We start from the raw sequence: 21,730 nt of genomic DNA, 5'->3' as shown, positions 1-21,730 counted from the left end.
CCTTAACCTTGACTCGACCTTACCCTGGATTTCAGGCGTCGGCGGGGAGCTCGATGATGAAGCGGCTCCCCTTGGGGAAGTTCTCCTTGGCGCGGATGAAGCCGTGGTGGTCGGAGATGATGGTATTGACGATGGCGAGGCCAAGGCCGGTGCCGCTCTTCTTTCTGGAGAAGTACGGCTCGAAGAGCCGGGGGCGGTCTTCGGCCGCGATGCCGTGGCCGGTGTCGGATACGGTGAAGGTGGCCATCTTCAGTGTGCTGTCGTAGCAAGTGGCCAGTTCGATCTCGCCCTCGCCCTCGATGGCGGCTACGGCGTTGTCCAGGAGGTTGATCACCACCCGCTTGATCTGGTCGCGGTCCAGCATTATGGCCGGCATCTGCTCGTCGGCGTTCAGCGTGAAGCGGATATGGCGGTGTGCCTCCACGTAGAGGGTGAGCGCCTCCTTGAGGATGTCGTTCAGGTCGTTGGGCTTCGGGACCGAGGCCGGCATGCGGGCGAAGTTGGAGAACTCGTTCACCAGCCCCTTCAATTCGTCCACCGACTTGATGATCATGTTGGTGCACTGGTCGAACACCTCTTCCTCCCCCTCGAAACGGGACAGGTAGCGCTTTCTCAGTCGTTGCGCCGAGAGCTGGATCGGGGTGAGCGGGTTCTTGATTTCGTGCGCGATCCTGCGTGCCACCTCGCGCCAGGCCGCCATCCGCTGCGCCTTGATCAGCGAGGTGAGGTCGTCCAGCACCACCACCATCCCCATGAAAGCGTCGTTCTCGTCCTTCAGGACGGTCAGGTTGGTGAGCAGGGTCAGCTCGCCGTCGCGCATCGGGATGGTCACCTGGCGCACGATGGCGTCGTGCTTGTCGAGCACCATGTCGCGCAAAAGCCCCTTGACGATATCCAGGTGCTCGGCCTGCAGCACCTCGCGGAAGTTCTTGCCGGTCACCTTGTCGCTGTTGATGAGCAGGAGCTTCTCCGCCGACTTGTTCACGGTGGTGAGCAGGCCCCCCTTGTCCACCGAGATGATGCCGGCAGTGACGTTGGCCAGCACCGCCTCCATGTAGCGGCGCCGCTGCTCCAGCTCCATGTTGCTCTTCTGCAGCTCCTCGTTGGTGTGCTGCAGGGCGAGCTGGTTCTCGCGCAGGTCCTCGGTCATCCGGTTGAACGAGGCGATCAGCATGCCGATCTCGTCGCCGCCCCCCTCGCCCAGGTGCACGTCCAGGTTCCCCTCGGCCACCTGGCGGGTCGCCTCGGCAAGCTCCTGGATCGGGATGGTGAGGCTTCGGGCCAGGTAGACCCCGAACCAGACCGCGAGGAAGACGATCACCATGGTGATCAGGAACAGGGTCAGGATGTAGCCAGTGGCGATCGGGTGCTTCATGATCTTCAACTGGCGGAACTCGTGGTACGACGCGGAGATCTCCCGCATCTTCGAGACCAGGGAGTAGGGGACGTAGTAGTTGACCACGATGACCCCGACCACGTCCTTGTCATTGAAGTTGCTCCGGATGGGGACGATGCCGCGGATCAGGTCGGCCTTGCCGATGGCGTTGACCCGGGTCAGTTTCTGGCCGGCGAGTCCAACGTTGATGTCCTCGGAGGACGGGTTGGTGAACTCGCCAAGGGGGAGCTTGGGGTTGCCGGCGCGGAACAGCTCTTCGCGCTGCGCGGAAAAGACCTCGACCACGCCGAGGTTGTACTCCTTCTGCTTCTGGCGCACCAGGGCCTTCAACTGGGGCAGGTTCTCCTCGTTGAGGAGCTTCCTCTCCTTGATGGCGTCGCTGATCTGCTCGCCGTAGTAGAGCGAGTTGGCGGCGGAGGTCTTGTAATAGACCTGCGCCACCTCCATCGACTCGTTCAGGGAGGTCTCTACCTGCTTATTGAACCAGTTCTGGATGCTGTTGGTGATGAAGCCTGCGGAGACGAAGAACAGCAGCATGGTCGGCACCAGCGACAGGGTGACGAAGGCGAGAACCAGCTTGGTGCGCAGCTTGGCGCCGGGAGTGTTCTTGCGTCGCTCAAGGGAGAGCTTGGTGATGTTCCTGAACACCAGGTAGACCAGGAGGATGATGAGCAGGATGATGACGTTGATGATGGCGAAGATGACGATGTTGCTCCCCATCGGCACCTCGGAGGAGAGGCGCGACAGGTGGATCTCGAGGTAGGTGAGGAGCACGATCATGAGCAGCGACACGCAGACGATGATCGCCTCGCGCTTGCGCTTCCTGATCTCTCCGGCGGGTAGTTCGCTACCCTGGATGTGCGGGGGGAGCCCCCCTTTATGATCGGACGTCGGCATCAGGCCACTCTATACGAACGGGTGAGGAGTTTCAAGCACTTCCATGCTGTGCGGGGACGAAAAAAAGCAGTCCCGCGAAGGGGACTGCTTTGGATTTTCCTTAACCTCAACCTTGACCTTAACCTGCTTGTTACGCCTCCAGCCAGGCCAGTTCCGGCAGGGCGAGGTTGAAGGGGGCGTTGAAGGCCTGCGGAGTGAACTCGATCAGGGTGTAGCAGTCCGGGCGCTTGAGCAGTTCCATGACCAGCTTGTGGTTCAGGTCGTGGCCGGACTTGGTGGCCTTGACGTGACCGATGAGCCTGTGACCGGCGAGGGAGAAGTCGCCCACCGAATCGAGGATCTTGTGGCGCACGAACTCGTCCTGGAACCTGAGCCCCTCGGGGTTCAGAACGCCCTGATCGCCGATGACCACTGCGTTCTCCAGGGAGCCGCCCAGGGCCAGGCCGTGTGCCTTCATCATTTCCACTTCGGCAAGGAAGCAGAAGGTACGGGCGGCGGCGAACTCGTCGGTGAAGCTGGTCTGGCTGAACTCCAGCGACCGGTGCTGCTTCATGACGGCCGGGTGGGCGAACTGCATATCGAAGGAGATCTTGTAGTGGCGCGACGGGATGATGGAAGCCTTCTTGTCGCCCTCGGTCACGCTGACCGGTTTCTTGATCACCAGGTACTTGCGGGGCTTCTTGGACTCCTTGATGCCGGCCTTGACGATGGCGGACACGAAGGGGGCGGCGCTGCCGTCCATGATCGGCACTTCCGGGCCGTTGATGTCCACGTGCGCGTTGTCGATGCCGCAGCCGTACAGGGCCGCCATGAGATGCTCTATGGTGGAGACGCTTGCTTCGCCGCGGCCGATGGTGGTGGAGAGCCTGGTGTTGACCACGTTCTGTGCGTGCGCTTCGATGGAGACAGCCGGGGTGAGGTCAACCCTGTGGAAGACGACGCCGGTGCCGGGCTCAGCCGGACGCAGCGTGATGGTGATCGTCTTGCCGGTGTGCAGGCCGATGCCGCTGAAGGTTACCTTGTTGCCCAAAGTCTGCTGGAATATCATCTGCTTGCTCCTGATAGTCAGTATGCTTACTATCAAGCAAATAGTACGCCAATAGCGGCTGCATACCTCTCATTGGAAAAAAGCGTGCTGCTTCGAGGGTGTAGGCAGGATCGTCTCGGGGAGAGGGGCGGGGCGGGGGTGTGGTAATTTTGCCGCTGTGGTGCCAGCGCAACGAGGGGTGTGTCTTTTTTGCTACAGTCTCCCGGAGCGGAGGATGGCCACCATCCACCAGACCCCGACGATGCCGGCGCAGCTGTAGCCGAAGAAAGCGAAGGCGGGAAAGCCGAACAGCATGGGGCCGCGGTTGCCCTGCATGGCGATGGAGGAACCGATCAGGAGGGCGGCGATGATCAGGGAGAGGCAGAGTCGGTTGGCGGAGCGGTCAAGTTCCTTGGAGAAGCGGTCCAGGCCGCGGTGCTCCAGGTCGATGCGGAACTTGTTGCGGTTGATCTTGTTCAGGATTTCCCTGATGTCGCGCGGCAGGTTGCGCGCCAGGGTAAGGTACCCCTCGACCCCCTGCTCCATCTCGTGGAACAGGCGTCCCGGGGAGCGCTGCTGGCGGAACTCGCGCTCCAGGAAGGGGCGCAGGTGTCCCACCATGTCGAAGTCGGGGTCGAGCTTTCTTCCCATCCCCTCCACCACCACCAGTACCTTCACCAGCATGGTCAGGTCGGGGTGCACCTTGATGCGGTGCGTGGAGATGAGGTCGATGAACTCGAGGAGCATGCGCCCCACCTCGATCTCCTTGAGCGGGATTTCGAAGTAGCTGTCCATGAACTCGGCGAGCGCCTTCTTCAGGGCCTGCATGTTCACCGTCTCGCTGGCGTCGCCCGCCTCCACTATGACATAGGCCAGCCCCTCCACGTCGCGGTTGATCACCGCCACCAGGACGTCGGTCAGGTAGCGTTTCACCGCCGGGTCGAGCCTGCCAACCATGCCGAAATCGAGCAGGCAGATGACGTTGTCCTTGAAGATCAGCACGTTGCCGGGGTGGGGGTCGCCGTGGAAGAAACCGTGCTCCAGCACCATCTTCAAAAAGGCGCGGGCCCCGCGCCGGGCGATCTCGCGACGGTCCAGCCCGGCCTCCTCGATGGCGCAGATATCGCTGACCTTGATCCCCTCAACGTACTCGGTGGTAAGCACCCCCTTCGCGGTCGCCTCCCAGTACACCTTGGGGAAATAAAGGTTGGGATCCCCCTTGAAGTTGTCGCGGATCTTTTCGATGGCGTGGCCTTCGCGGGTCAGGTCCATCTCGCGCCTGATAGTGTAGGAGAACTCCCGCACCACCCCGACCGGGTCGTAAATGTCGCTGCGGGCCATGTGGCGCTCCAGTAGGAGCGCCACCCCCATCAGGATGTCGATGTCGGTTTCGACCGCTTCTACCACGCCGGGGCGGCGTACCTTGACCACCACGTCCTCGCCGGTGATGAGCCGGGCACGGTGCACCTGGGCGATCGATGCGCCCGCGATGGCCTCATGCTCCACGTACAGGAAGCGGTGTTCGAGAGGGACCCCCAGCTCGTGCTCGATCTGCACCTTGATCTCCTCGAACGGGAGGCAGGGAATCTTGTCCTGCAGGTGGGCCAGTTCCTGGACAAACGAGGCGGGAATGATGTCGGCGCGGGTCGAGAGGAGCTGCCCCAGCTTGATGAAGGTGGTGCCCAACTCCTCCAGGGCCAGACGCAGGCGCTCCGGCGGCGTCAGGTGCTCCGCCTTGGCGCTCCTGGGCCTGAACACCCGGCGCGAGAAGTCGACCACCTGCCCGAAGTTGAGGTACTCCAGCAGGTGCCCGAGCCCGTACCCTCCCAGCACCGTGATGATCTGGCGGTAGCGCCGGATGCTCCTGACGTTGCGGTTTATGTTTACTATCCTAAGCACTCATCCTCCGGCTGGGAGGTGACGCTTTCGGCGGCCAGCGCCTCCAGTGCCCTCACGCGCCGTTCCAGCTTCTCGTAGTCATCGCGCGACACCAAGCCCATCCGGTCCAGGGCTTTCTTTACCTCGGCCTCGGCCACTTCGGCGGTCTTTTGCTGCCCGGTGCGCGCCATCTCCTGGATGCGGTCCAGGAAGGCACGTCCCTCCTCCTCGCTGATCTTGTAGCGGGACTTCATCTCCTGGATCAGCTCCTCACCTTTTTTCTGGGTAAGCGCCGCCGCACCGAGTGCCGTGAGCACAGCCTTCTCGAACAGTTCGAACATGGTATCCCTCCTCCTCCAAACGGTAGTGGCACGCCTCCATTATAGGCGCTATTTAATGATACTGGCGAGGCGTCCATTGTCAAACTTGCACCTCCTTGACATCACTATGTTTCTCACCGATAATCGCATACTTCTTCCCATTAAAAGGTTACACCATGCAGAAAAAGAAGATGGTAACCATCAAGAACGTGGCCCAGATCCTCCTGCAGCGGGGACTGATCGACCAGAAGCAGTTCGACGAGCTGCTGGACAAGGGGGAGGCGCATGCCCACCGGCTGGCGGGCGCGCAGCAGGCGGGGTATTCCCGGCGGCTGCAGCAGACGCCGGAAAAGCCGTCCCCCGCCGAGATCATCGCCTCGATGAACCTCGAAGTCACCGGTTCCGGCGGCAAACTCCTCACTGAAGACGCCATCACCGAGGTGCTCGCCGCCGCAGTGGGGCTGCCCTACCTGAAAATCAACCCGATGAAGCTCGACCTTGATCTGGTAACCGCCCACATCTCCCGGCCGTTCGCGCTGAGGCACCTGATCGTTCCGGTGGCTTATGAAGACGGGGTGGTCACCCTGGCGGTCGCCGATCCCTTCAATGACGAGGTGATCGAGGAACTGAGGGCCGTGAAGAGGATGGAGTTTCGCCGGGTGCTTGCCTCGCGCAACGACATCCTCAAGATCTTGAGGGAGTTCTTCGGCTTCCGCGCCTCGGTTCAGGCGGCTGAGAGCGAGATGGCCACCGCGGTGGACCTGGGCAACCTCGAGCAGTTCGTGCGCCTGAAAAGCGGGCACGAGATCGAGGGGACCGACCGCAACATCATTTCAGCCGTCGACTTCCTGCTGCAGTACGCCTTCGACCAGCGCGCCAGCGACATCCACATCGAGCCCAAGCGGGAAAAATCGCTGGTGCGACTGCGGGTGGACGGGGTGCTGCACAACGTGCACGTGGTTCCCAAGCAGCTGCATCCACCCATCGTTTCCCGCATCAAGATGCTGTCCCGCATGGACCTCGCCGAGAAGCGGCGCCCCCAGGACGGTAGGATCAAGACCAGCCACGACGGGCGCGAGGTCGAACTGCGCGTTTCCACCCTGCCGGTCGCCTTCGGGGAGAAGGTAGTGATCAGGATCTTCGACCCCGACGTCCTGATGCAGGAGCTTGACACGATCGGCTTCTATCCGCGCGAGTACCAGCTCTACAGTTCCTTCCTGCGCCGACCCAATGGGATCATCCTGGTCACCGGCCCCACCGGCAGCGGCAAGACCACCACACTCTACTCATCGCTCAGGACCCTTTCCTCGCCGGAGGTGAACATCGTCACCGTCGAGGATCCCATCGAGATGGTGATGGAAGAGTTCAACCAGGTGGGGGTGCAAAGCGGCATCGGGGTCACCTTCGACAAGGTGCTCAGGAACGTGCTGCGGCAGGATCCGGACATCATCATGGTGGGCGAGATCCGGGACAAGGAGACTGCCGAGAACGCGGTGCAGGCCGCGCTCACCGGGCACCTGGTGCTTTCCACGCTGCACACCAACGACGCCCCCTCGTCCGTGACCCGGTTGCTCGACCTCGGCGTCCCTTCTTTTCTCATTTCCTCGACGGTGATCGGCATTATCGCCCAGAGGCTGTTGCGCAGGATCTGCCCCAACTGCAAGCGAGAGAGCCAGCTGAGTGCTGAGGAGTTGGAGTACCTGGGGCTGAAGCGGCCGGCCCGGGTATGGGCCGGGGAGGGGTGTGCCGAATGTCGTGGCACCGGCTACAAGGGGAGAACCGGTATCTTCGAGGTGCTGGATGTGACCGAGACCATCAAGGCCGTGATCGGAGAGCGGGTCGACCTGGCCGAGCTGCAGGCCGCGGCCCGTAATGATGGCTTGGTGACCCTGCGAGAGCAGGCCGTGCGCAAGATGCTGGAAGGGATAACCACCTACGAGGAAGTTATCGCGGTGACGGGCTGACCGACCCGGACCTGTCGGAGGGCCGCGCGAAGGAGGAACCATGGAGAACTGTGCAACCGACTCTCGCACCGAAACCGCCATCTTTGCCGGGGGGTGCTTCTGGTGCATGGAGCCGGTATTCGACAAGATGCCCGGGGTGCTCTCAGTGCTCCCCGGCTATACCGGCGGCACCACGCCCAACCCCAGCTACCGGGAGGTCTGCGAAGGGGAGACCGGCCACGTAGAGGCAGTAGAAATCGTCTTCGACCCGGCGCAGGTGAGCTACCGCGAACTGTTGCAGGTGTTCTGGCGCAACATCGACCCCACCACCAAGAACCGCCAGTTTTGCGACTACGGCAGCCAGTACCAGACCGCGGTCTTCTACCTAAACGAGCAACAGAAAAGGGAAGCGGAAGAGAGCAGGGAGGAGGCGCAGCGCGAGAACCGCCTCGGCGCCGCCGTGGTCACCGAGATCAGGCCGGCCGCGGAGTTCTACCCGGCTGAGGAGTACCACCGCCAGTACTACAAGAAGGAGCCCTACCACTACCAGCGCTACCACGACGGCTGCGGCCGGAACTGGAGATTGAAGGAACTGTGGGGACGGGAAACGGAGTAGGCGCGGGCGCCGGTCACGGCTTGGACAACACACGCTCCATGGCCTGCTGCAGCTCATCGCAGCGGTAAGGCTTGACCACGGCGGCGCAAAAGCCGTAGTCGGCATGTTCCGCCATGACCGGATCGTTGGAGTAGCCGCTCGACACGATGAGCCGCGCGCCCGGGTCCAGCGCCAGGATCTGCTGCGCCGCCTCTTTGCCCCCCATACCGGCCGGAATGGTTAAGTCCATGATGGCTACCGCGAAAGGTTTCCCCTCCCCGGCGGCCTCCCGGTACAGCCTCACTGCCTCTTCACCGTCGGCGCACGTCACCACCTGGTACCCCAGGTACTGCAGCATGTCCCGCGTCAACGTCCTGATCGCCTCTTCATCGTCCATCACCAGCACCGTACCTTCACCCGGTTTTCCAGAACGCTCCGGTTGCGGCGGCACCTCGTCCGGCACCGCTTCACCGGCGGAGGGAAGGTAGAAGGTGAGGGTGGTCCCTGCGCCGGGGGCGGACGCAACCTCGACCCTGCCGCCATGTTTGATGACGATGGAATGTACGGAGGCGAGGCCGAGTCCGCTCCCTCCGGGTTTGGTGCTGTAGTAGGGGTCGAAGATGAGCTTCTGGTCCTCGTAGCCGATGCCGCACCCCTGGTCGGTGAAGGATACCTTGACGTAATCGCCGGAAGGAAGCCCCTGGTCGTTGTTGGCCTGCAGCCGTGCGTTCTGCGCAGCAACGGTCAGCACCCCTCCGCCTGGCATCGCCTGGCAGGCGTTGATGATGACGTTGCTGAACGCCTGGTTCATCTGCCCCTCGTCCGCTTCGATGGCGTGCAGCCCTTCCTGGAGTTCCAGCCGGGTCTGTACCTTGGTGCCGTGCAGGGACAGGGCGAGGGATTCCTCGATGAGCCTCCCCAGCGGGACCACCTTCTTGATGGGCTGTCCCCCCTTGGAGAAGGTCAGCAGCTGGTGCGCCAGTTCGGCCGCGCGCTGCGACGCCTTCCCGGCGTTCTTTACCGCACCCTGTGCCGGGTGTTCCGGGTCGAGCAGTAGCTCGGCAAAGGAGAGATTTCCGAGGATGCCGGTGAGGATGTTATTGAAATCGTGGGCGATGCCGCCGGCGAGAACACCCAGGGATTCCAGTTTCTGGGCCTTCAGCAGCTCCTTTTGCATCGCCTCCCATTTGGTGATGTCGGTCAGGGTGAACAGGATGCGGTGGTGAACCAGACGGGTGTTGAGGATGATGTGCTTTGACGATCCGTCGGCGCACGAGATCTTCGCCTCCTGCGGGGTGACCGGCACGTCGCTCTCGAGGGTTTTCGCGATCTCTTCGCGCCAGGCGGCCAGGACCTGGTCGCGGTAGGCACGGTCGGGGAGGGCGCGCTCCATCAGCTGTTCCAGGGTAGGGTGGTCGTCGGAAACGTAGCCCAGCCAGTCGCTGACGTAGCTGTTGAGGTACTGGATTCTGCCGCTTTCGTCGGCCCATCCCACCCCCGCCGGCATCTCCTCCATGAGAACCTTGAGGATCTCTTCGTTTTGCTGCAGGGCCTCCTCGATCTGGTGGCGCGCCGTGATGTCGCGTACTAGGACGATGATCCGGTCGCTGCCGCCGATGTCGGCACGGCGCAGGCTCACCTCGGACCAGAACAGGGAGCCGTCCTTTTTCCTGCTGCGCCACCGCACCGTCATGGGCGGGCCCGTCGCCGCCTGGCGCAACAGCTGTAGCGCGTCTTCCTCCGCGTAAGGAGGCTCCCCCAGGCTCAACTCCGACACGGTCAGGCCCAGGGCCTCTTCCGGTCTGTAGCCGAACATCTCGCACATGGTGCGGTTTACGTCCACCAGTTCGCCGGTGGCGGCATCGTGGATAAAGAGGGCGTCGTTGACGTTGTGGTAGATGGCCTGGAAGCGTGCCTCGCTCTCCTCGAGCCTGTCCACCGACTCCGCGAGCCGCCGGACGAAGCGGGAGATCAGCTGGTAGAGCAGCGCCGAGGTGACCATGATGAACATGAGCCCCTTGTAGACCTCGATCTGCTCGGCGATGTGACGGTCGGAAACCAGCCAGATCAGGGCGTAGCCGGAAAGGTAGATCCAGGCGCTGCCAAACAGGGCGTAGACCCCGACGATCTTGTTGATCTCGCGCCTTTGGTTGCGCTTCGATACTGCCCGCATGCGTGCTCCCGCCTTTTGGGGCGACTGGCTGCGGTGGCCGGGGTGTCTGTTGCCGTTGCGAAGTTCATGGGCGGCGCAGCCGCCCGCCTTACTTGGCTTCCGCCATCGATACCACGACGATCCCCGATTCGGTGACCCGGTACCCCTTGGCCCGGTCTTCATCGTGGTCGTAGCCGATCTCGGTGCCGTCCGGGATGACGACGTTCTTGTCGATAATGGTGCGCTTGATCTTCACGTGGCGCCCGACGGTGACGTTTTCGAAGAGGATGGAATCGTCAATCTCGCTGTAGCTGTTCACCTTGCAGCGCGGGCCCAGGATGGTGCGGCGCACCGTGGCCCCGCTGGTGATGCACCCGGCGCAGACGTAGGAGTCGATGTTCATGCCGCGGCGCCCTTCCTCGTCGAAGACAGTCTTCGCCGGGGGGAGGTTGCCCTGGTTGGTCAGGATGGGCCACTTGTAGTTGTAGAGGTTCAGCTGCGGTGAGACGTGGATCAGGTCCATGTTTGCCTCGTAGTAGCTCTCGATGGTCCCCACGTCCTTCCAGTAACCTTTCTCCTCCGCCTTCATGCCGGGGATGATGTTGTCGTTGAAGTTGTAGGCGAACACCTTGTCCTTCTTCTCCAGCATCATCGGGATGACGTGCTTGCCGAAGTCGAGGTCCTCGTACATCTTCTTCCCTTCCTGTAGCACCTCGATCAGTTTCTTGGTGGAGAAGATGTAGTTCCCCATGGAGGCAAAGCAGGTGTCCCGGCCCGGGATGCTTTCCGGGTCTTTTGGTTTTTCAGTGAAGGCGGTGATCTTGTAGTCTTCGTCGACCGAGAAGACTCCGAAGCGGCTCGCCTCCTGGACCGGTACCTCCAGGGCCGCGACGGTCAGGTCGGCGCGGTTTCTGCGGTGGTAGTCGATCATCTGGCTCACGTCCATCTTGTAGATGTGGTCGCCGCCGAAGATGGCGACGTAGTCCGCGTCCGATGACTCCACAAAGCGCAGGTACTGCAGGATGGCGTCCGCTGTCCCCTTGAACCAATCCTCGTTCTCGGAGCTGGTCTCCGGCGAGATGGCCACGAAGAACTCGCCCAGACCGGTCCATTTGCCCCACGACTCCCTGATGTGCTTGTTGAGGGAGTAGGCGCGGTACTGGGTCAGAATGTAGACCTTCTTGATCCCGGAGTTGAACAGGTTGCTCAAAACGAAGTCGATGATCTTGTACTTGCCGCCGAACATGACGCTCGGCTTGGCCCTTCGGATGGTGAGGGGGCTGAGGCGCTCTCCCTTGCCACCGGCAAGCACCATGGCGATGGTGTTTCCAACATTACTCAAGGCATACATATAGTCTTAATCCTCCGGGAATACGGTCGGGGGCGTCCCCGGCCGGGATCAGGGCTTGCCGTGCTTGGGTGCCTCTCCAGCCTTGAATACTACTTCGAGGTTCATAACCTCTCCGTTTCGCTCCAACTTCAGCGTGGACTTGTCCCCCTCGTGCTTCTGTTTCACGCCGTAGATCAGGTCGAGGCTGTCCTTCAGTGGCTCGTTGTCCAGGGCCAGCAGCAGGTCACCATTCTGTACACCGGCGCGGGCGGCGTTGGAGTTGGGGACCACGGTGTTCACCACCAGGCCACGTCCCTTGACATCCGGCTCGAACATGACGCCGAGTAGCACGGCAGGCTTGGGGAGCCCCTCGTAGGCGTAGTACACCAGGAAGTCGAAGGAGAGGTTGGGGAAGTTAGGCACTTCCACGTCCATGGTCTCCGGTTTCTCGGCGCGCTGTACCGCAACCTCGAGGCCGCCGATGGTGGCGTAGGAGGTGGGGAGGCGGCGGAAGACACGGCGCGGGATGCCGAAGCCGTGACTGATGTGGTTACCACCGGCGACCACCAGCAGGTGGCGCTCCTTCCCCTCGGGGCTGGTCAGGTAACGCACGGCGGATTCCGCCATGGTCTCGTCCCACAGCGTCTGGACCTGGATGAAACCGTCGACGGCAATCTTGCCGTGGCTGTTGTGCCCGGAGAAGATGCTTTCGGTCTGGGCGCGCTGGTAGGGGTCGGTAAGGTCCATCTCCGGCAGCTGCGCCTTCTGCTCCGGTGTGAGTTCCTCCAGGGGCTTGCTGCCTACCGCCTGCACCAGGTCTTTCTCGGCATTGAGCGCGATGACGGGGATCCGCTTTTCCTTGGCGTAGAGGAGCAGGTCGCGGTAATAGGCGAAATCCATCTTCCAGTTGTCGTACCAGCGCGAAGCCTTGAGGAAAGCCTTTTCGTCCAGTTCGCCCGCCACCCAGCGGTCCAGGACCGGCTGCTGCGACTTCACGAACATTTCCATCCCCACCGCGACCTTGCCGGGATAACGCTGTTCCAATGCCTTTAGGGTGTCCAACTCCAGCCGGTGCGCGGCCGGGTTGTCATGCGTTTCACCGACGTAGACCACGCGGGCGTCGGTCACCACGTCGAACATCTGCTTCGGGGTCACCAGCGTCCCGGTGGGGAGGTGTGTGATGTCGCCTATCTCCGGTGCCTTCTGGCGGGGGTACGGGTTCTCCGGGTTTCCGATCAGGCGCCTGCCGGCCTGGGGTGTCGTGCAGGCGGTCATGGTGAGCAGGGATAGCACAGCGGCACACTGTGCAAGACGAGCGATGGATAGCATATCTTCTCCTGAAAATATGATGTTCCCTTGGGGGATCTGGTCATGTCGGTCGCGGCTCCATCAAGAAGGGGGCTGCTTCGCACTGGCCAGGAAATGATACCTACTCTAATGAATTTGTCCAGCCGTCGCTTCTCGTTAAGGCTTCTATGCGGGAGGGTGCGAGCGGCGGCGCTTCTGGAGCAGGATCGACTGGCCGAGGTTCTGGTGAATGTAGCACAACACCTCATGAAGATAAACTGAAAGTTTTATTATTCTCTAATAAAAGTCATAGTCAAGGCTCCATTTTGCGCAGGGACTGAACCAGTTAGCGAGGCATTAACTCATAGTCATGGTTTGGGGCGCTAAACGTATGTTTGACGGCCTTTTTTATGTTGACAATATTACTGTCTCGCAAATAGAATCGCTAATTTAATACATATCGGAGGTTGTGCAATGGGACAGCTTTTTAAAGTGGCAGTGCTGCCGGGCGACGGCATCGGTCCGGAAGTTATGGCGGAAGCACTGAAGGTTCTGGACGCGGTCGAGAAAAAGTATGACGTCAAATTCGAACGCACCCACGCCAACGTGGGCGGCGCAGGTATCGACCTGGAGGGGCGCGCCCTTCCCGAGACTACCGTAAATATATGCAAGGCTGCCGACGCCATCCTGTTCGGTTCGGTGGGCGGCCCCAAGTGGGAGACCCTGCCCCCGGATGAGCAGCCCGAGCGTGGCGCCCTGTTGCCGCTTCGCAAGATCTTCGGCCTGTACGCCAATCTCCGTCCCGCCATCATCTTCCCGTCGCTGACCAGCGCCTCCTCTCTGAAGGAAGAGGTGATCGCCGGCGGTTTCGACATCCTGGTGATCCGCGAGTTGACCGGCGGCATCTACTTCTCCCAGCCCAAGGGGATCGACGGGGCCGGCCGTGACCGCGTCGGCGTGGACACCATGCGCTACAGCGTGCCCGAGATCGAGCGCATCGCGCATGTCGCATTTCAGGCCGCCCAGAAGCGCGGCAAGAAGGTCTGCTCCATCGACAAGGCTAACGTCCTCTCCACCTCGGTGCTCTGGCGCGAGATCGTGATCAACATCGCCAAGGAATACCCGGACGTCGAACTGTCCCACATGTATGTGGACAACGCGGCGATGCAGTTGGTAAAGTGGCCCAAGCAGTTCGACGTCATCCTGTGCGAGAACATGTTCGGCGACATCCTCTCCGACGAGGCCGCCATGCTGACCGGTTCCCTGGGGATGCTTCCGTCCGCGTCGCTGGCCGAAGGGACCTTCGGCATGTACGAGCCCTCCGGCGGCAGCGCCCCGGATATCGCGGGGCAGGGGATCGCCAACCCGATCGCCCAGATCCTCTCCTCCGGCATGATGTTGCGCTACTCCTTCGGCATGGTCGAGGCGGCCGACGCCATCGACAACGCCGTCGCCAAGGTGCTGGACCAGGGTTACCGCACCCGTGACATCTACCAGGAGAAGGCCGGCGAGAAGCTGGTCAACACCAAGGAAATCGGCGACGCGATCATCGCCAACCTGTAACAACAACACGGTAGAGGCGGGGGAGACCCCGCCGCACATCCACCTAATATAAATAGAAAGGAAGGTCGCCTATGAAAGTCGGAATGGTCGGTTGGCGTGGCATGGTTGGCTCGGTTCTCATGCAGCGCATGCAGGAAGAGAATGATTTCGCAGGTGTTGAGCCGGTATTCTTCACCACTTCGCAGGTGGGGCAGCCCGCTCCGCTCAACGCGGGTACCCTGAAGGATGCGTCGGATATCAACGAGCTGAAGAAGCTGGACGTGATCATCACCTGCCAGGGGGGCGATTACACCAAAGCCGTCCGTCCCGAGCTGAAGAAGGCCGGCTGGAACGGCTACTGGATCGATGCGGCGAGCACCCTGCGCATGGAAGACGACGCGGTCATCATCCTCGACCCGATCAACCGCAACGTCATCGACGCGGCCCTCTCCAAGGGGATCAAGGACTACATCGGCGGCAACTGCACCGTGAGCCTGATGCTCATGGGCCTGGGCGGTCTCTTCAAGGCCGGCGTGGTCGAGTGGCTCTCCTCGATGACCTATCAGGCGGCCTCCGGCGCCGGCGCTCCCAACATGCGCGAGCTCCTCTCCCAGATGGGCGTGCTGCACGGCTCCGTGGCCGAGCAGTTGGCCACCCCGGGCTCCGCGATCCTCGAGATCGACAAGAAGGTAACCGCCACCCTGAGAAGCGCCGAGATGCCGACCAAGGAGTTCGGTTTTCCGCTGGCCGGCAACGTGCTGCCGTGGATCGACCGCGAGGTCGAAGACGGCCAGAGCCGCGAGGAGTGGAAAGGGTACGCCGAGACCAACAAGATCCTCGGTGCCGCCAACCCGATCCCCGTTGACGGCCTCTGCGTCCGCGTGGGCGCCATGCGCTGCCACAGCCAGGCGATCACCATGAAGCTCACCAAGGACATCCCGATCGCCGAGATCGAGGACATGATCAAGAACGACAACCAGTGGGTGAAGTTCGTGCCCAACAACAAGGCCGACTCCCTGGCGGGGCTCACCCCGGCAGCCGTGTCCGGCTCCCTTACCGTTCCGGTGGGCCGCGTGCGCAAGATGAAGATGGGGCCGCAGTACCTCTCCGCTTTCACCTGCGGCGATCAGCTCCTCTGGGGCGCCGCCGAACCGCTGCGCCGCATGCTGCAGATCTTGAAGGAGCGCTAAGCCTAGGTCCGCCCGTCCCTAGCGGGAGGGGGCTTCGGTCGAAGTTGATAGTAGCTAGTTCACAACGGAGCGCGTCGCCCGGCTTTCTTTCATGGGTGGCGCGCTCCCGTTTTTGTCTTGAGGAGATGTAACGAGTATGAAGAAAACGTGGAATGTAGCAGTGGTGGGCGCGACCGGCGCCGTGGGTACCCAGATGATTGAATGTCTGGAGGAGCGCAACTTCCCGGTGGGGCAGATCAAGTTCCTGGCCAGTGCAAGAAGCGCGGGGCAGGTGCTTGAGTTCAACGGCAAGCCGGTGACCGTGGAGGAGCTGAAGCACGACTCCTTCGAGGGGATCGACATCGCCCTTTTCTCTGCCGGTGGCGCGCGCTCCGAGGAGTTCTGCCCCTCCGCGGCCAAGGCTGGAGCGGTCTGCATCGACAATTCAAGCGCCTGGCGCATGGACTCGGACGTGCCGCTGGTGGTTCCCGAGGTGAACCCGCACGCCATCGCCGACTACCGTAAGAAAGGGATCATCGCCAACCCAAACTGCTCCACCATCCAGATGGTGGTGGCGCTGAAGCCCCTGCACGATTTCGGCGCCATCAAGAGGATCGTCGTTTCCACCTACCAGGCCGTCTCCGGCACCGGCAACAAGGCGATTGACGAGCTGCGTGTCCAGACCGGTGAACTCCTGAACGGTCGTCCGCCCAAGAACGAGGTCTACCCGCACCGCATCGCCTTCAACTGCCTGCCGCAAATCGATTCCTTCTGTGACAACGGCTACACCAAGGAAGAGATGAAGATGGTCAACGAGACCAGGAAGATCATGGAGGCGGATATCGCCACCACCGCGACCTGTGTCCGCGTCCCGGTCTTCTACGGCCACTCCGAGTCGGTCAACATCGAGACCGACAAGAAGATTACCGTGGCCAAGGCGCGCGAGCTCCTGGAAGACGCGCCGGGCGTGGAGTTGGTAGACAACCCCGCCAACGGCGAGTACCCAATGGCCATGGACGTGGCCGGTGAGGACCTGACCCTGGTCGGTCGCATCCGCGAGGACGCAACCATTAAGAACGGCCTGAACCTCTGGATCGTCGCCGACAACCTCAGGAAAGGCGCCGCTACCAACGCCGTGCAGATCGCGGAGATTCTGGTGGAGAAGTATCTGAAGTAGAGGCCACACACCCTCTCCCGGTGGGTGAGGGTAGCCAGTGGACGGGCGGTATCTTTCAACTATGCGCAACATAAAGCTAATAATAGAATACGACGGCACAGCCTACGCCGGCTGGCAGGTGCAGCCCAACGGGCTCACCATCCAGGAGGTCATGGAAAAGGCGCTGGCCAAGATGCTCGGGGAACACACGACCCTGCACGCCTCCGGCCGCACCGATGCGGGGGTGCATGCCCGCGGCATGGTGGCCTGCTTCAAGACCGAGCGCACCATGCCGCTGCGCGCTTTCCGCGAGGGGCTGAACTCGCTGCTCCCCAACGACATCGCCGTGCGCGACGCCGTGGAGGTGCCGCTCGACTTCCATCCGCGCTTCAATGCGCAGGCGAAGCACTACCGCTACACCATGCTGCTCGACGACCTCCGTTCGCCACTGGTGCGCCACACCGCCTGGCGCGTCAAGGGCAAGCTTAACATCGAGGCCATGCGGGAAGCCTGCAAGCTCTTCGCCGGTGAGCATGACTTCGCCGCCTTCCGTGGCGCCAACTGCGCCGCCAAGACGACCGTGCGCCGCATCTACAGCATGGAACTTGTGCAGGAAGGGCGCCTGCTGCACCTCGACATCAATGGCAGCGGTTTCCTGAAGAACATGGTGCGCATCATCACCGGCACGCTCATCGACGTGGGGCAGGGCAGGTTGAGTGCGGCCGATGTGGCGCGCCTGCTCAAGGGGGGCGACAGGCAGAACGCGGGAATGACAGTTCCGCCGCAAGGGCTCTGTCTTATGCAGGTTTTCTACCCGGCACAGAGCGGGGAATGATGCCTCTTTAATAACGCGTTAATTCTCTCCCTGGTTTTTTGTCTTGACATGAACGGACGAATCGATTAAATTCTCAATCTTCTGTAAGTTAATGTGCTAATTCCAGATAGCTGTGAGGTTTCAATGAAGACGCAAGTTGCCAAAAAAGAAGAAGTGACCAGGGATTGGTACCTGGTTGATGTGGATAATAAGGTCCTCGGCCGTGTAGCGACCGAGATCGCCAACGTGCTGCGTGGCAAGAACAAGCCGACCTTTACCCCGAGCGTTGACACCGGCGACTTCGTCATCGTCGTGAACGCGGAGAAGATCGCCCTCACCGGCAAGAAGTTTTCCGACAAGACCTACTACAGCCACTCTGCTTTCCCGGGCGGCCTGAAAGAGATCACTGCCGGTAAGCTCCTCGACAAGAAGCCGGAAGATCTGATCAAGAAAGCCGTGAAAGGCATGCTGCCCAAGAACAAGCTTGCCCGCCACATGATCAAGAAGCTGAAGATCTACAGCGGCAGCGCTCATCCGCATGCGGCTCAGAATCCGAAGAATCTGAACATTTAATTCGTTCATCAGGAGATAGAAAATGGCAGCAAGCTTTTATGCAACCGGGAAAAGGAAGTCTTCCATCGCCAGGGTTTGGATCAAGCCCGGCAATGGCGAGATCATTGTAAATACCAAGACTCTTGACAGCTACTTCGGCCGTGAGACCTCCAAGATGGTGGTCATGCAGCCCCTCGAGCTGACCGAGAATGTCGGCAAGTTCGACATCTTCTGCACCGTCAAGGGCGGTGGCGACTCCGGCCAGGCCGGCGCCATCAAGCACGGCATCACCAAGGCTCTCATCGAGGCCGATGCCGACCTGCGCGGTACCCTGAAGAAGGCCGGGTTCATCACCCGCGACTCGCGCATCAAGGAAAGAAAGAAGTACGGCAAGAAGGCGGCACGCGCCAGCTTCCAGTTCTCCAAGCGTTAATCCGCTACTGGGAACAATTGCTGTCTGTATTGCAAAGGAGGAGCCCGTCAGGGTTCCTCCTTTTGCTGTTTCAAAACCGTTCACATCGAGAACGTCTGAGGAAATCAGGGTAAAAGCAAAAGCCGGAGAAAAGCTTATGCCGTTCTCCTGTTTTTCTCAGATGTCCTCAGATTTCCTCCTTGTTAATGGTTTTGTTGTGCTAACATCAAACTCCTATTTCTTTCAGATGTAAGTAGAGGAGGCCTTTATGATCAAGGTTGCCATCGTCGGTGCCAGCGGCTATACCGGCGTCGAACTTATCCGTATCCTGCATGCCCACCCGGAAGTCGCCGTTACCTGCGTCACCTCGGAACAGAGCGCCGGGCGCCCGGTGAGCGACGTGTTCCCGACTCTTCGCGGCAGGTGCGACCTTGTCCTCGAACCCCTGGAGCCGGTCCGGGTTGCCGAGCAGGTTGACGTGGTCTTCACCGCGCTGCCGCACAAGGCGGCCATGGCGGTCGTGCCGATCTTCCTGAAAATGGGCAAGGACGTGGTCGACCTTTCCGCCGACTACCGTCTGCATGACGCCGACGTGTACGGCACGTGGTACGAAAAGCACCTGACCCCGGAGCTCCTCTCCCAGGCGGTGTACGGTCTGCCCGAACTGCGTCGCGACAAGATCCGCGAAGCGAGCCTCATCGCCAACCCGGGCTGCTACCCGACCAGCGTCATCCTCGGCCTGGCCCCGCTGCTGAAAGGGAAGGTAATCGACCCCAAGAGCATCATCGTGGACGCGAAATCCGGGACCTCTGGTGCCGGGCGCAGCGCCAAGGTGGATAACCTCTACTGCGAGGTCAACGAAGGCTTCAAGGCTTACGGCGTGGGTGGCGTGCATCGTCATATCCCGGAGATCGAGCAGGAACTCTCGCTGCTGGCTAGTACTCCGCTCACCATCTCTTTTACGCCGCACCTGGTTCCGATGGACCGCGGCATTCTCTCGACCATCTACAGTGTCCCGACCGGGAAGGTTAAGGCGGCGGAGCTGATCACCCTGTACGAGACCTTCTATGAGGGGGAGCCGTTTGTCAGGATGCTTCCCGAGGGGGTGCTGCCCTCGACGGCGCACGTCAGGGGCTCCAACTTCTGCGATATCGGCGTCGTGGTGGACGAAAGGACCGGAAGGATCATCGTGGTCTCTGCCATCGACAACCTGGTGAAAGGTGCGTCCGGTCAGGCGGTGCAGAACATGAACCTCATGTGCGGCCTTCCCGAAACGCTGGGGCTCGATTTCCTGGGGATCTTCCCGTAACAGCTGTTTCCACACCCTCTCCCTCCGAGGAGAGGGCAGGGTGAGGGCGCCGCAGCCAGCGGGCTTTCGCGAAAGGCATCGCCCTCACCCGCCCTTCGGGCACCCCTCTCCCGGGGGGAGAGGGGTGACGGTACAAGGTTTATATGAAACAGGCACGACTCAAGCAGTCTCCTTCCCGGTTTATCCCTATCTCCCTTTCCGAAGCAAAGGCTCGCGGCTGGAACGAGCTCGATGTGATCTTCGTCTCCGGCGACGCCTACGTGGACCACCCTTCTTTCGGCGTGCCGCTCCTGGCTCGACTCCTGGAGTCGAAGGGGCTCCGTGTCGGCATCATCCCGCAGCCGGACTGGCGCAGCAAGGAGCCCTTTATGGCGCTGGGCCGCCCGCGCCTGTTCTTCGCCGTAGCTGCCGGGGCCATGGATTCCATGGTCGCCCACTACACACCGGCCCGTAAGCTGCGCCGGGACGACGCCTACACTCCCGGCAACCGCCACGGTGCGCGCCCCAACCGCGCCACTATCATCTACACCTCGCGGTTAAAGGAAGCCTATCGGGATGTTCCGGTGGTGATCGGCGGCATCGAGGCGAGTCTCCGCCGCTTTGCGCACTATGACTTCTGGGAAGACAAGGTGCGCCGCTCCGCGCTCTTTGACGCCAAGGCGGATCTGCTCATCTACGGCATGGGGGAGAGCCCGCTCCTGGAACTGGTGCAGCGGCTGCAAAAGGGTGAGACCTTCGCGTCCATCCGCGACATCCGCGGCACGGCGTATCCCACCTCGACCCTGCCGGACGCGGGTGGGGACGTTGTGGAACTGCCGAGCTACGAGGAGGTGTCGACCGACAAGGGCGCTTACGCGAAATCGTTCCGTCTGCTGTCGGGAGAACAGAACCCCGGCTGTGCCAGGACCGTGATCCAGCGCCACGCCCAACGCTATCTGGTCTGCAACCCTCCGGCGTGGCCGCTTAGCGAGCAGGCGCTGGACGCGATCTACGCGCTCCCCTTCATGAAGGCGCCGCACCCGAGCTACAAGGAGGCCGTCCCGGCTTACGAGCAGATCCGAAACTCCATTACTACCCACCGCGGCTGTTTCGGCGGCTGCGCCTTCTGCGCCATCACTCATCACCAGGGGAAGACTATTCAATCCCGCAGCGAACATAGCGTGCTGCAGGAACTGGAACAGCTGGCGGCTTTGCCCTGGTTTCGTGGCAGTGTGAGCGACCTGGGCGGCCCGACCGCTAACATGTTCGGCCTCTCCTGCGGCAACGCCGAGGCTGGCGCCAAGTGTCGCCGCGAAAGCTGCCTGTACCCCAAGATCTGCAAGAATCTGGTTACCGATGACGCAGGCAGTTCCCGGCTCCTCGCCAAGGCACGCCGCGTTTCCGGCGTTAAGCACGTCGCCGTTTCGTCGGGGGTGCGCTATGACCTGATGGAACGCCAGCCCCGCTACCTGCGCGAACTGGTCTCGAACCATGTAAGTGGTTTGTTGAAGGTGGCCCCGGAGCACCTCACCGATCGCGTCACCTCGGTGATGCGCAAGCCCGGGCACGACTGCTTCGACCGTTTCAGGGATTCCTTTCAGAAAGAGAGCGCCAAGGCGGGCAAGAGGCAGTACATCGTGCCGTATTTCATTTCCGGGCATCCTGGCTGCACGCTGTCGGACATGGTGGATCTCGCGCTGATGCTGAAGCGCTGGGGGATGCGGGTGGAGCAGGTACAGGATTTCACCCCCACGCCCGGGACTCTGTCGACCTGCATCTACCACACGGGGGTGGATCCATTTACCGGAGAGAAGGTTTACGTGGCGCGGACGGATAAGGAGAAGGGGCTGCAGAAGTCGCTACTTTTGTACCACGTACCGGAAGAGAGAAAGAATTGTCTGGCGGCACTGAAGGAGTGCGGCCGTGAGGATGCCGCAGCTGAATTGTTCGGGCAGAACAACAGGAGGTAGCC

At 61.5% G+C, this 21,730-nt stretch carries 17 protein-coding genes; 10 read left to right on the top strand and 7 right to left on the bottom strand.

What is annotated here, in order from left to right:
- Positions 1–31: 31 nt before the first annotated feature.
- The 4 genes from K7R21_RS19410 to K7R21_RS19395 form a co-directional block, all read right to left on the bottom strand.
- Positions 32–2,293, bottom strand: a complete 2,262-nt coding sequence (locus tag K7R21_RS19410) for a sensor histidine kinase (protein ID WP_224984952.1) — start codon at positions 2,291–2,293, stop codon at positions 32–34.
- 130 nt (positions 2,294–2,423) lie between these two features.
- On the bottom strand, positions 2,424–3,341 hold the full coding sequence (gene lpxC / locus K7R21_RS19405) for a UDP-3-O-acyl-N-acetylglucosamine deacetylase (RefSeq protein ID WP_224984951.1): 918 nt from the start codon (positions 3,339–3,341) through the stop codon (positions 2,424–2,426).
- A gap of 192 nt (positions 3,342–3,533) precedes the next feature.
- Positions 3,534–5,219, bottom strand: coding sequence for an ABC1 kinase family protein (locus tag K7R21_RS19400; protein WP_224984950.1), 1,686 nt, complete (start codon positions 5,217–5,219; stop codon positions 3,534–3,536).
- Complete coding sequence (locus K7R21_RS19395; RefSeq protein WP_224984949.1) at positions 5,207–5,539, bottom strand: phasin family protein; 333 nt, start codon at positions 5,537–5,539, stop codon at positions 5,207–5,209. Before K7R21_RS19395 ends, K7R21_RS19400 begins: the two co-directional genes overlap by 13 nt.
- A gap of 155 nt (positions 5,540–5,694) precedes the next feature.
- On the opposite strand from K7R21_RS19395, the gene K7R21_RS19390 reads away from it, so the two are divergent.
- Complete coding sequence (locus K7R21_RS19390) at positions 5,695–7,482, top strand: GspE/PulE family protein (protein ID WP_224984948.1); 1,788 nt, start codon at positions 5,695–5,697, stop codon at positions 7,480–7,482.
- 40 nt (positions 7,483–7,522) lie between these two features.
- The gene (msrA, locus tag K7R21_RS19385; protein ID WP_224984947.1) at positions 7,523–8,077 is read left to right on the top strand and encodes a peptide-methionine (S)-S-oxide reductase MsrA; all 555 of its coding nucleotides are present in this window, start codon (positions 7,523–7,525) and stop codon (positions 8,075–8,077) included.
- Positions 8,078–8,090: 13 nt separating this feature from the next.
- On the opposite strand, the gene K7R21_RS19380 is transcribed toward msrA, so the two are convergent.
- From K7R21_RS19380 to K7R21_RS19370, 3 genes are all read right to left on the bottom strand, one after another.
- A complete protein-coding gene (locus K7R21_RS19380) occupies positions 8,091–10,229 on the bottom strand; it encodes a hybrid sensor histidine kinase/response regulator (RefSeq protein ID WP_224984946.1) in 2,139 nt (712 codons plus the stop codon).
- Between the two features lie 88 nt (positions 10,230–10,317).
- Positions 10,318–11,559, bottom strand: a complete 1,242-nt coding sequence (gene glgC / locus K7R21_RS19375) for a glucose-1-phosphate adenylyltransferase (RefSeq protein ID WP_224984945.1) — start codon at positions 11,557–11,559, stop codon at positions 10,318–10,320.
- 48 nt (positions 11,560–11,607) lie between these two features.
- On the bottom strand, positions 11,608–12,867 hold the full coding sequence (locus K7R21_RS19370; protein WP_224984944.1) for a ChaN family lipoprotein: 1,260 nt from the start codon (positions 12,865–12,867) through the stop codon (positions 11,608–11,610).
- A gap of 432 nt (positions 12,868–13,299) precedes the next feature.
- Here K7R21_RS19370 and leuB point away from each other — a divergent pair, with 432 nt between their 5' ends.
- From leuB to K7R21_RS19330, 8 genes are all read left to right on the top strand, one after another.
- Complete coding sequence (gene leuB, locus K7R21_RS19365) at positions 13,300–14,388, top strand: 3-isopropylmalate dehydrogenase (protein WP_224984943.1); 1,089 nt, start codon at positions 13,300–13,302, stop codon at positions 14,386–14,388.
- A 71-nt stretch (positions 14,389–14,459) separates the two neighbouring features.
- Positions 14,460–15,557 (top strand): aspartate-semialdehyde dehydrogenase, encoded by a 1,098-nt coding sequence (asd, locus tag K7R21_RS19360; protein ID WP_224984942.1) that lies wholly within the window; start codon positions 14,460–14,462, stop codon positions 15,555–15,557.
- 136 nt (positions 15,558–15,693) lie between these two features.
- A complete protein-coding gene (locus K7R21_RS19355; RefSeq protein ID WP_224984941.1) occupies positions 15,694–16,713 on the top strand; it encodes an aspartate-semialdehyde dehydrogenase in 1,020 nt (339 codons plus the stop codon).
- A gap of 61 nt (positions 16,714–16,774) precedes the next feature.
- Positions 16,775–17,527, top strand: coding sequence for a tRNA pseudouridine(38-40) synthase TruA (truA, locus tag K7R21_RS19350; protein ID WP_224984940.1), 753 nt, complete (start codon positions 16,775–16,777; stop codon positions 17,525–17,527).
- 123 nt (positions 17,528–17,650) lie between these two features.
- A complete protein-coding gene (gene rplM / locus K7R21_RS19345) occupies positions 17,651–18,079 on the top strand; it encodes a 50S ribosomal protein L13 (RefSeq protein WP_224984939.1) in 429 nt (142 codons plus the stop codon).
- Between the two features lie 22 nt (positions 18,080–18,101).
- Positions 18,102–18,491, top strand: a complete 390-nt coding sequence (gene rpsI, locus K7R21_RS19340) for a 30S ribosomal protein S9 (protein WP_183349858.1) — start codon at positions 18,102–18,104, stop codon at positions 18,489–18,491.
- A 247-nt stretch (positions 18,492–18,738) separates the two neighbouring features.
- Positions 18,739–19,779, top strand: a complete 1,041-nt coding sequence (gene argC / locus K7R21_RS19335; protein ID WP_224984938.1) for an N-acetyl-gamma-glutamyl-phosphate reductase — start codon at positions 18,739–18,741, stop codon at positions 19,777–19,779.
- 143 nt (positions 19,780–19,922) lie between these two features.
- Positions 19,923–21,728: a YgiQ family radical SAM protein gene (locus tag K7R21_RS19330; protein WP_224984937.1), complete on the top strand. Its 1,806-nt coding sequence runs from the start codon at positions 19,923–19,925 to the stop codon at positions 21,726–21,728.
- Positions 21,729–21,730 lie beyond the last annotated feature (2 nt).

The sequence above is a fragment of the Geomonas agri genome, from assembly GCF_020179605.1.
GTDB classification, from domain to species: Bacteria; Desulfobacterota; Desulfuromonadia; order Geobacterales; family Geobacteraceae; genus Geomonas; species Geomonas agri.
Note: the sequence above shows the minus strand (reverse complement) of the source record. Positions and strands in the feature narration are given on the sequence as shown.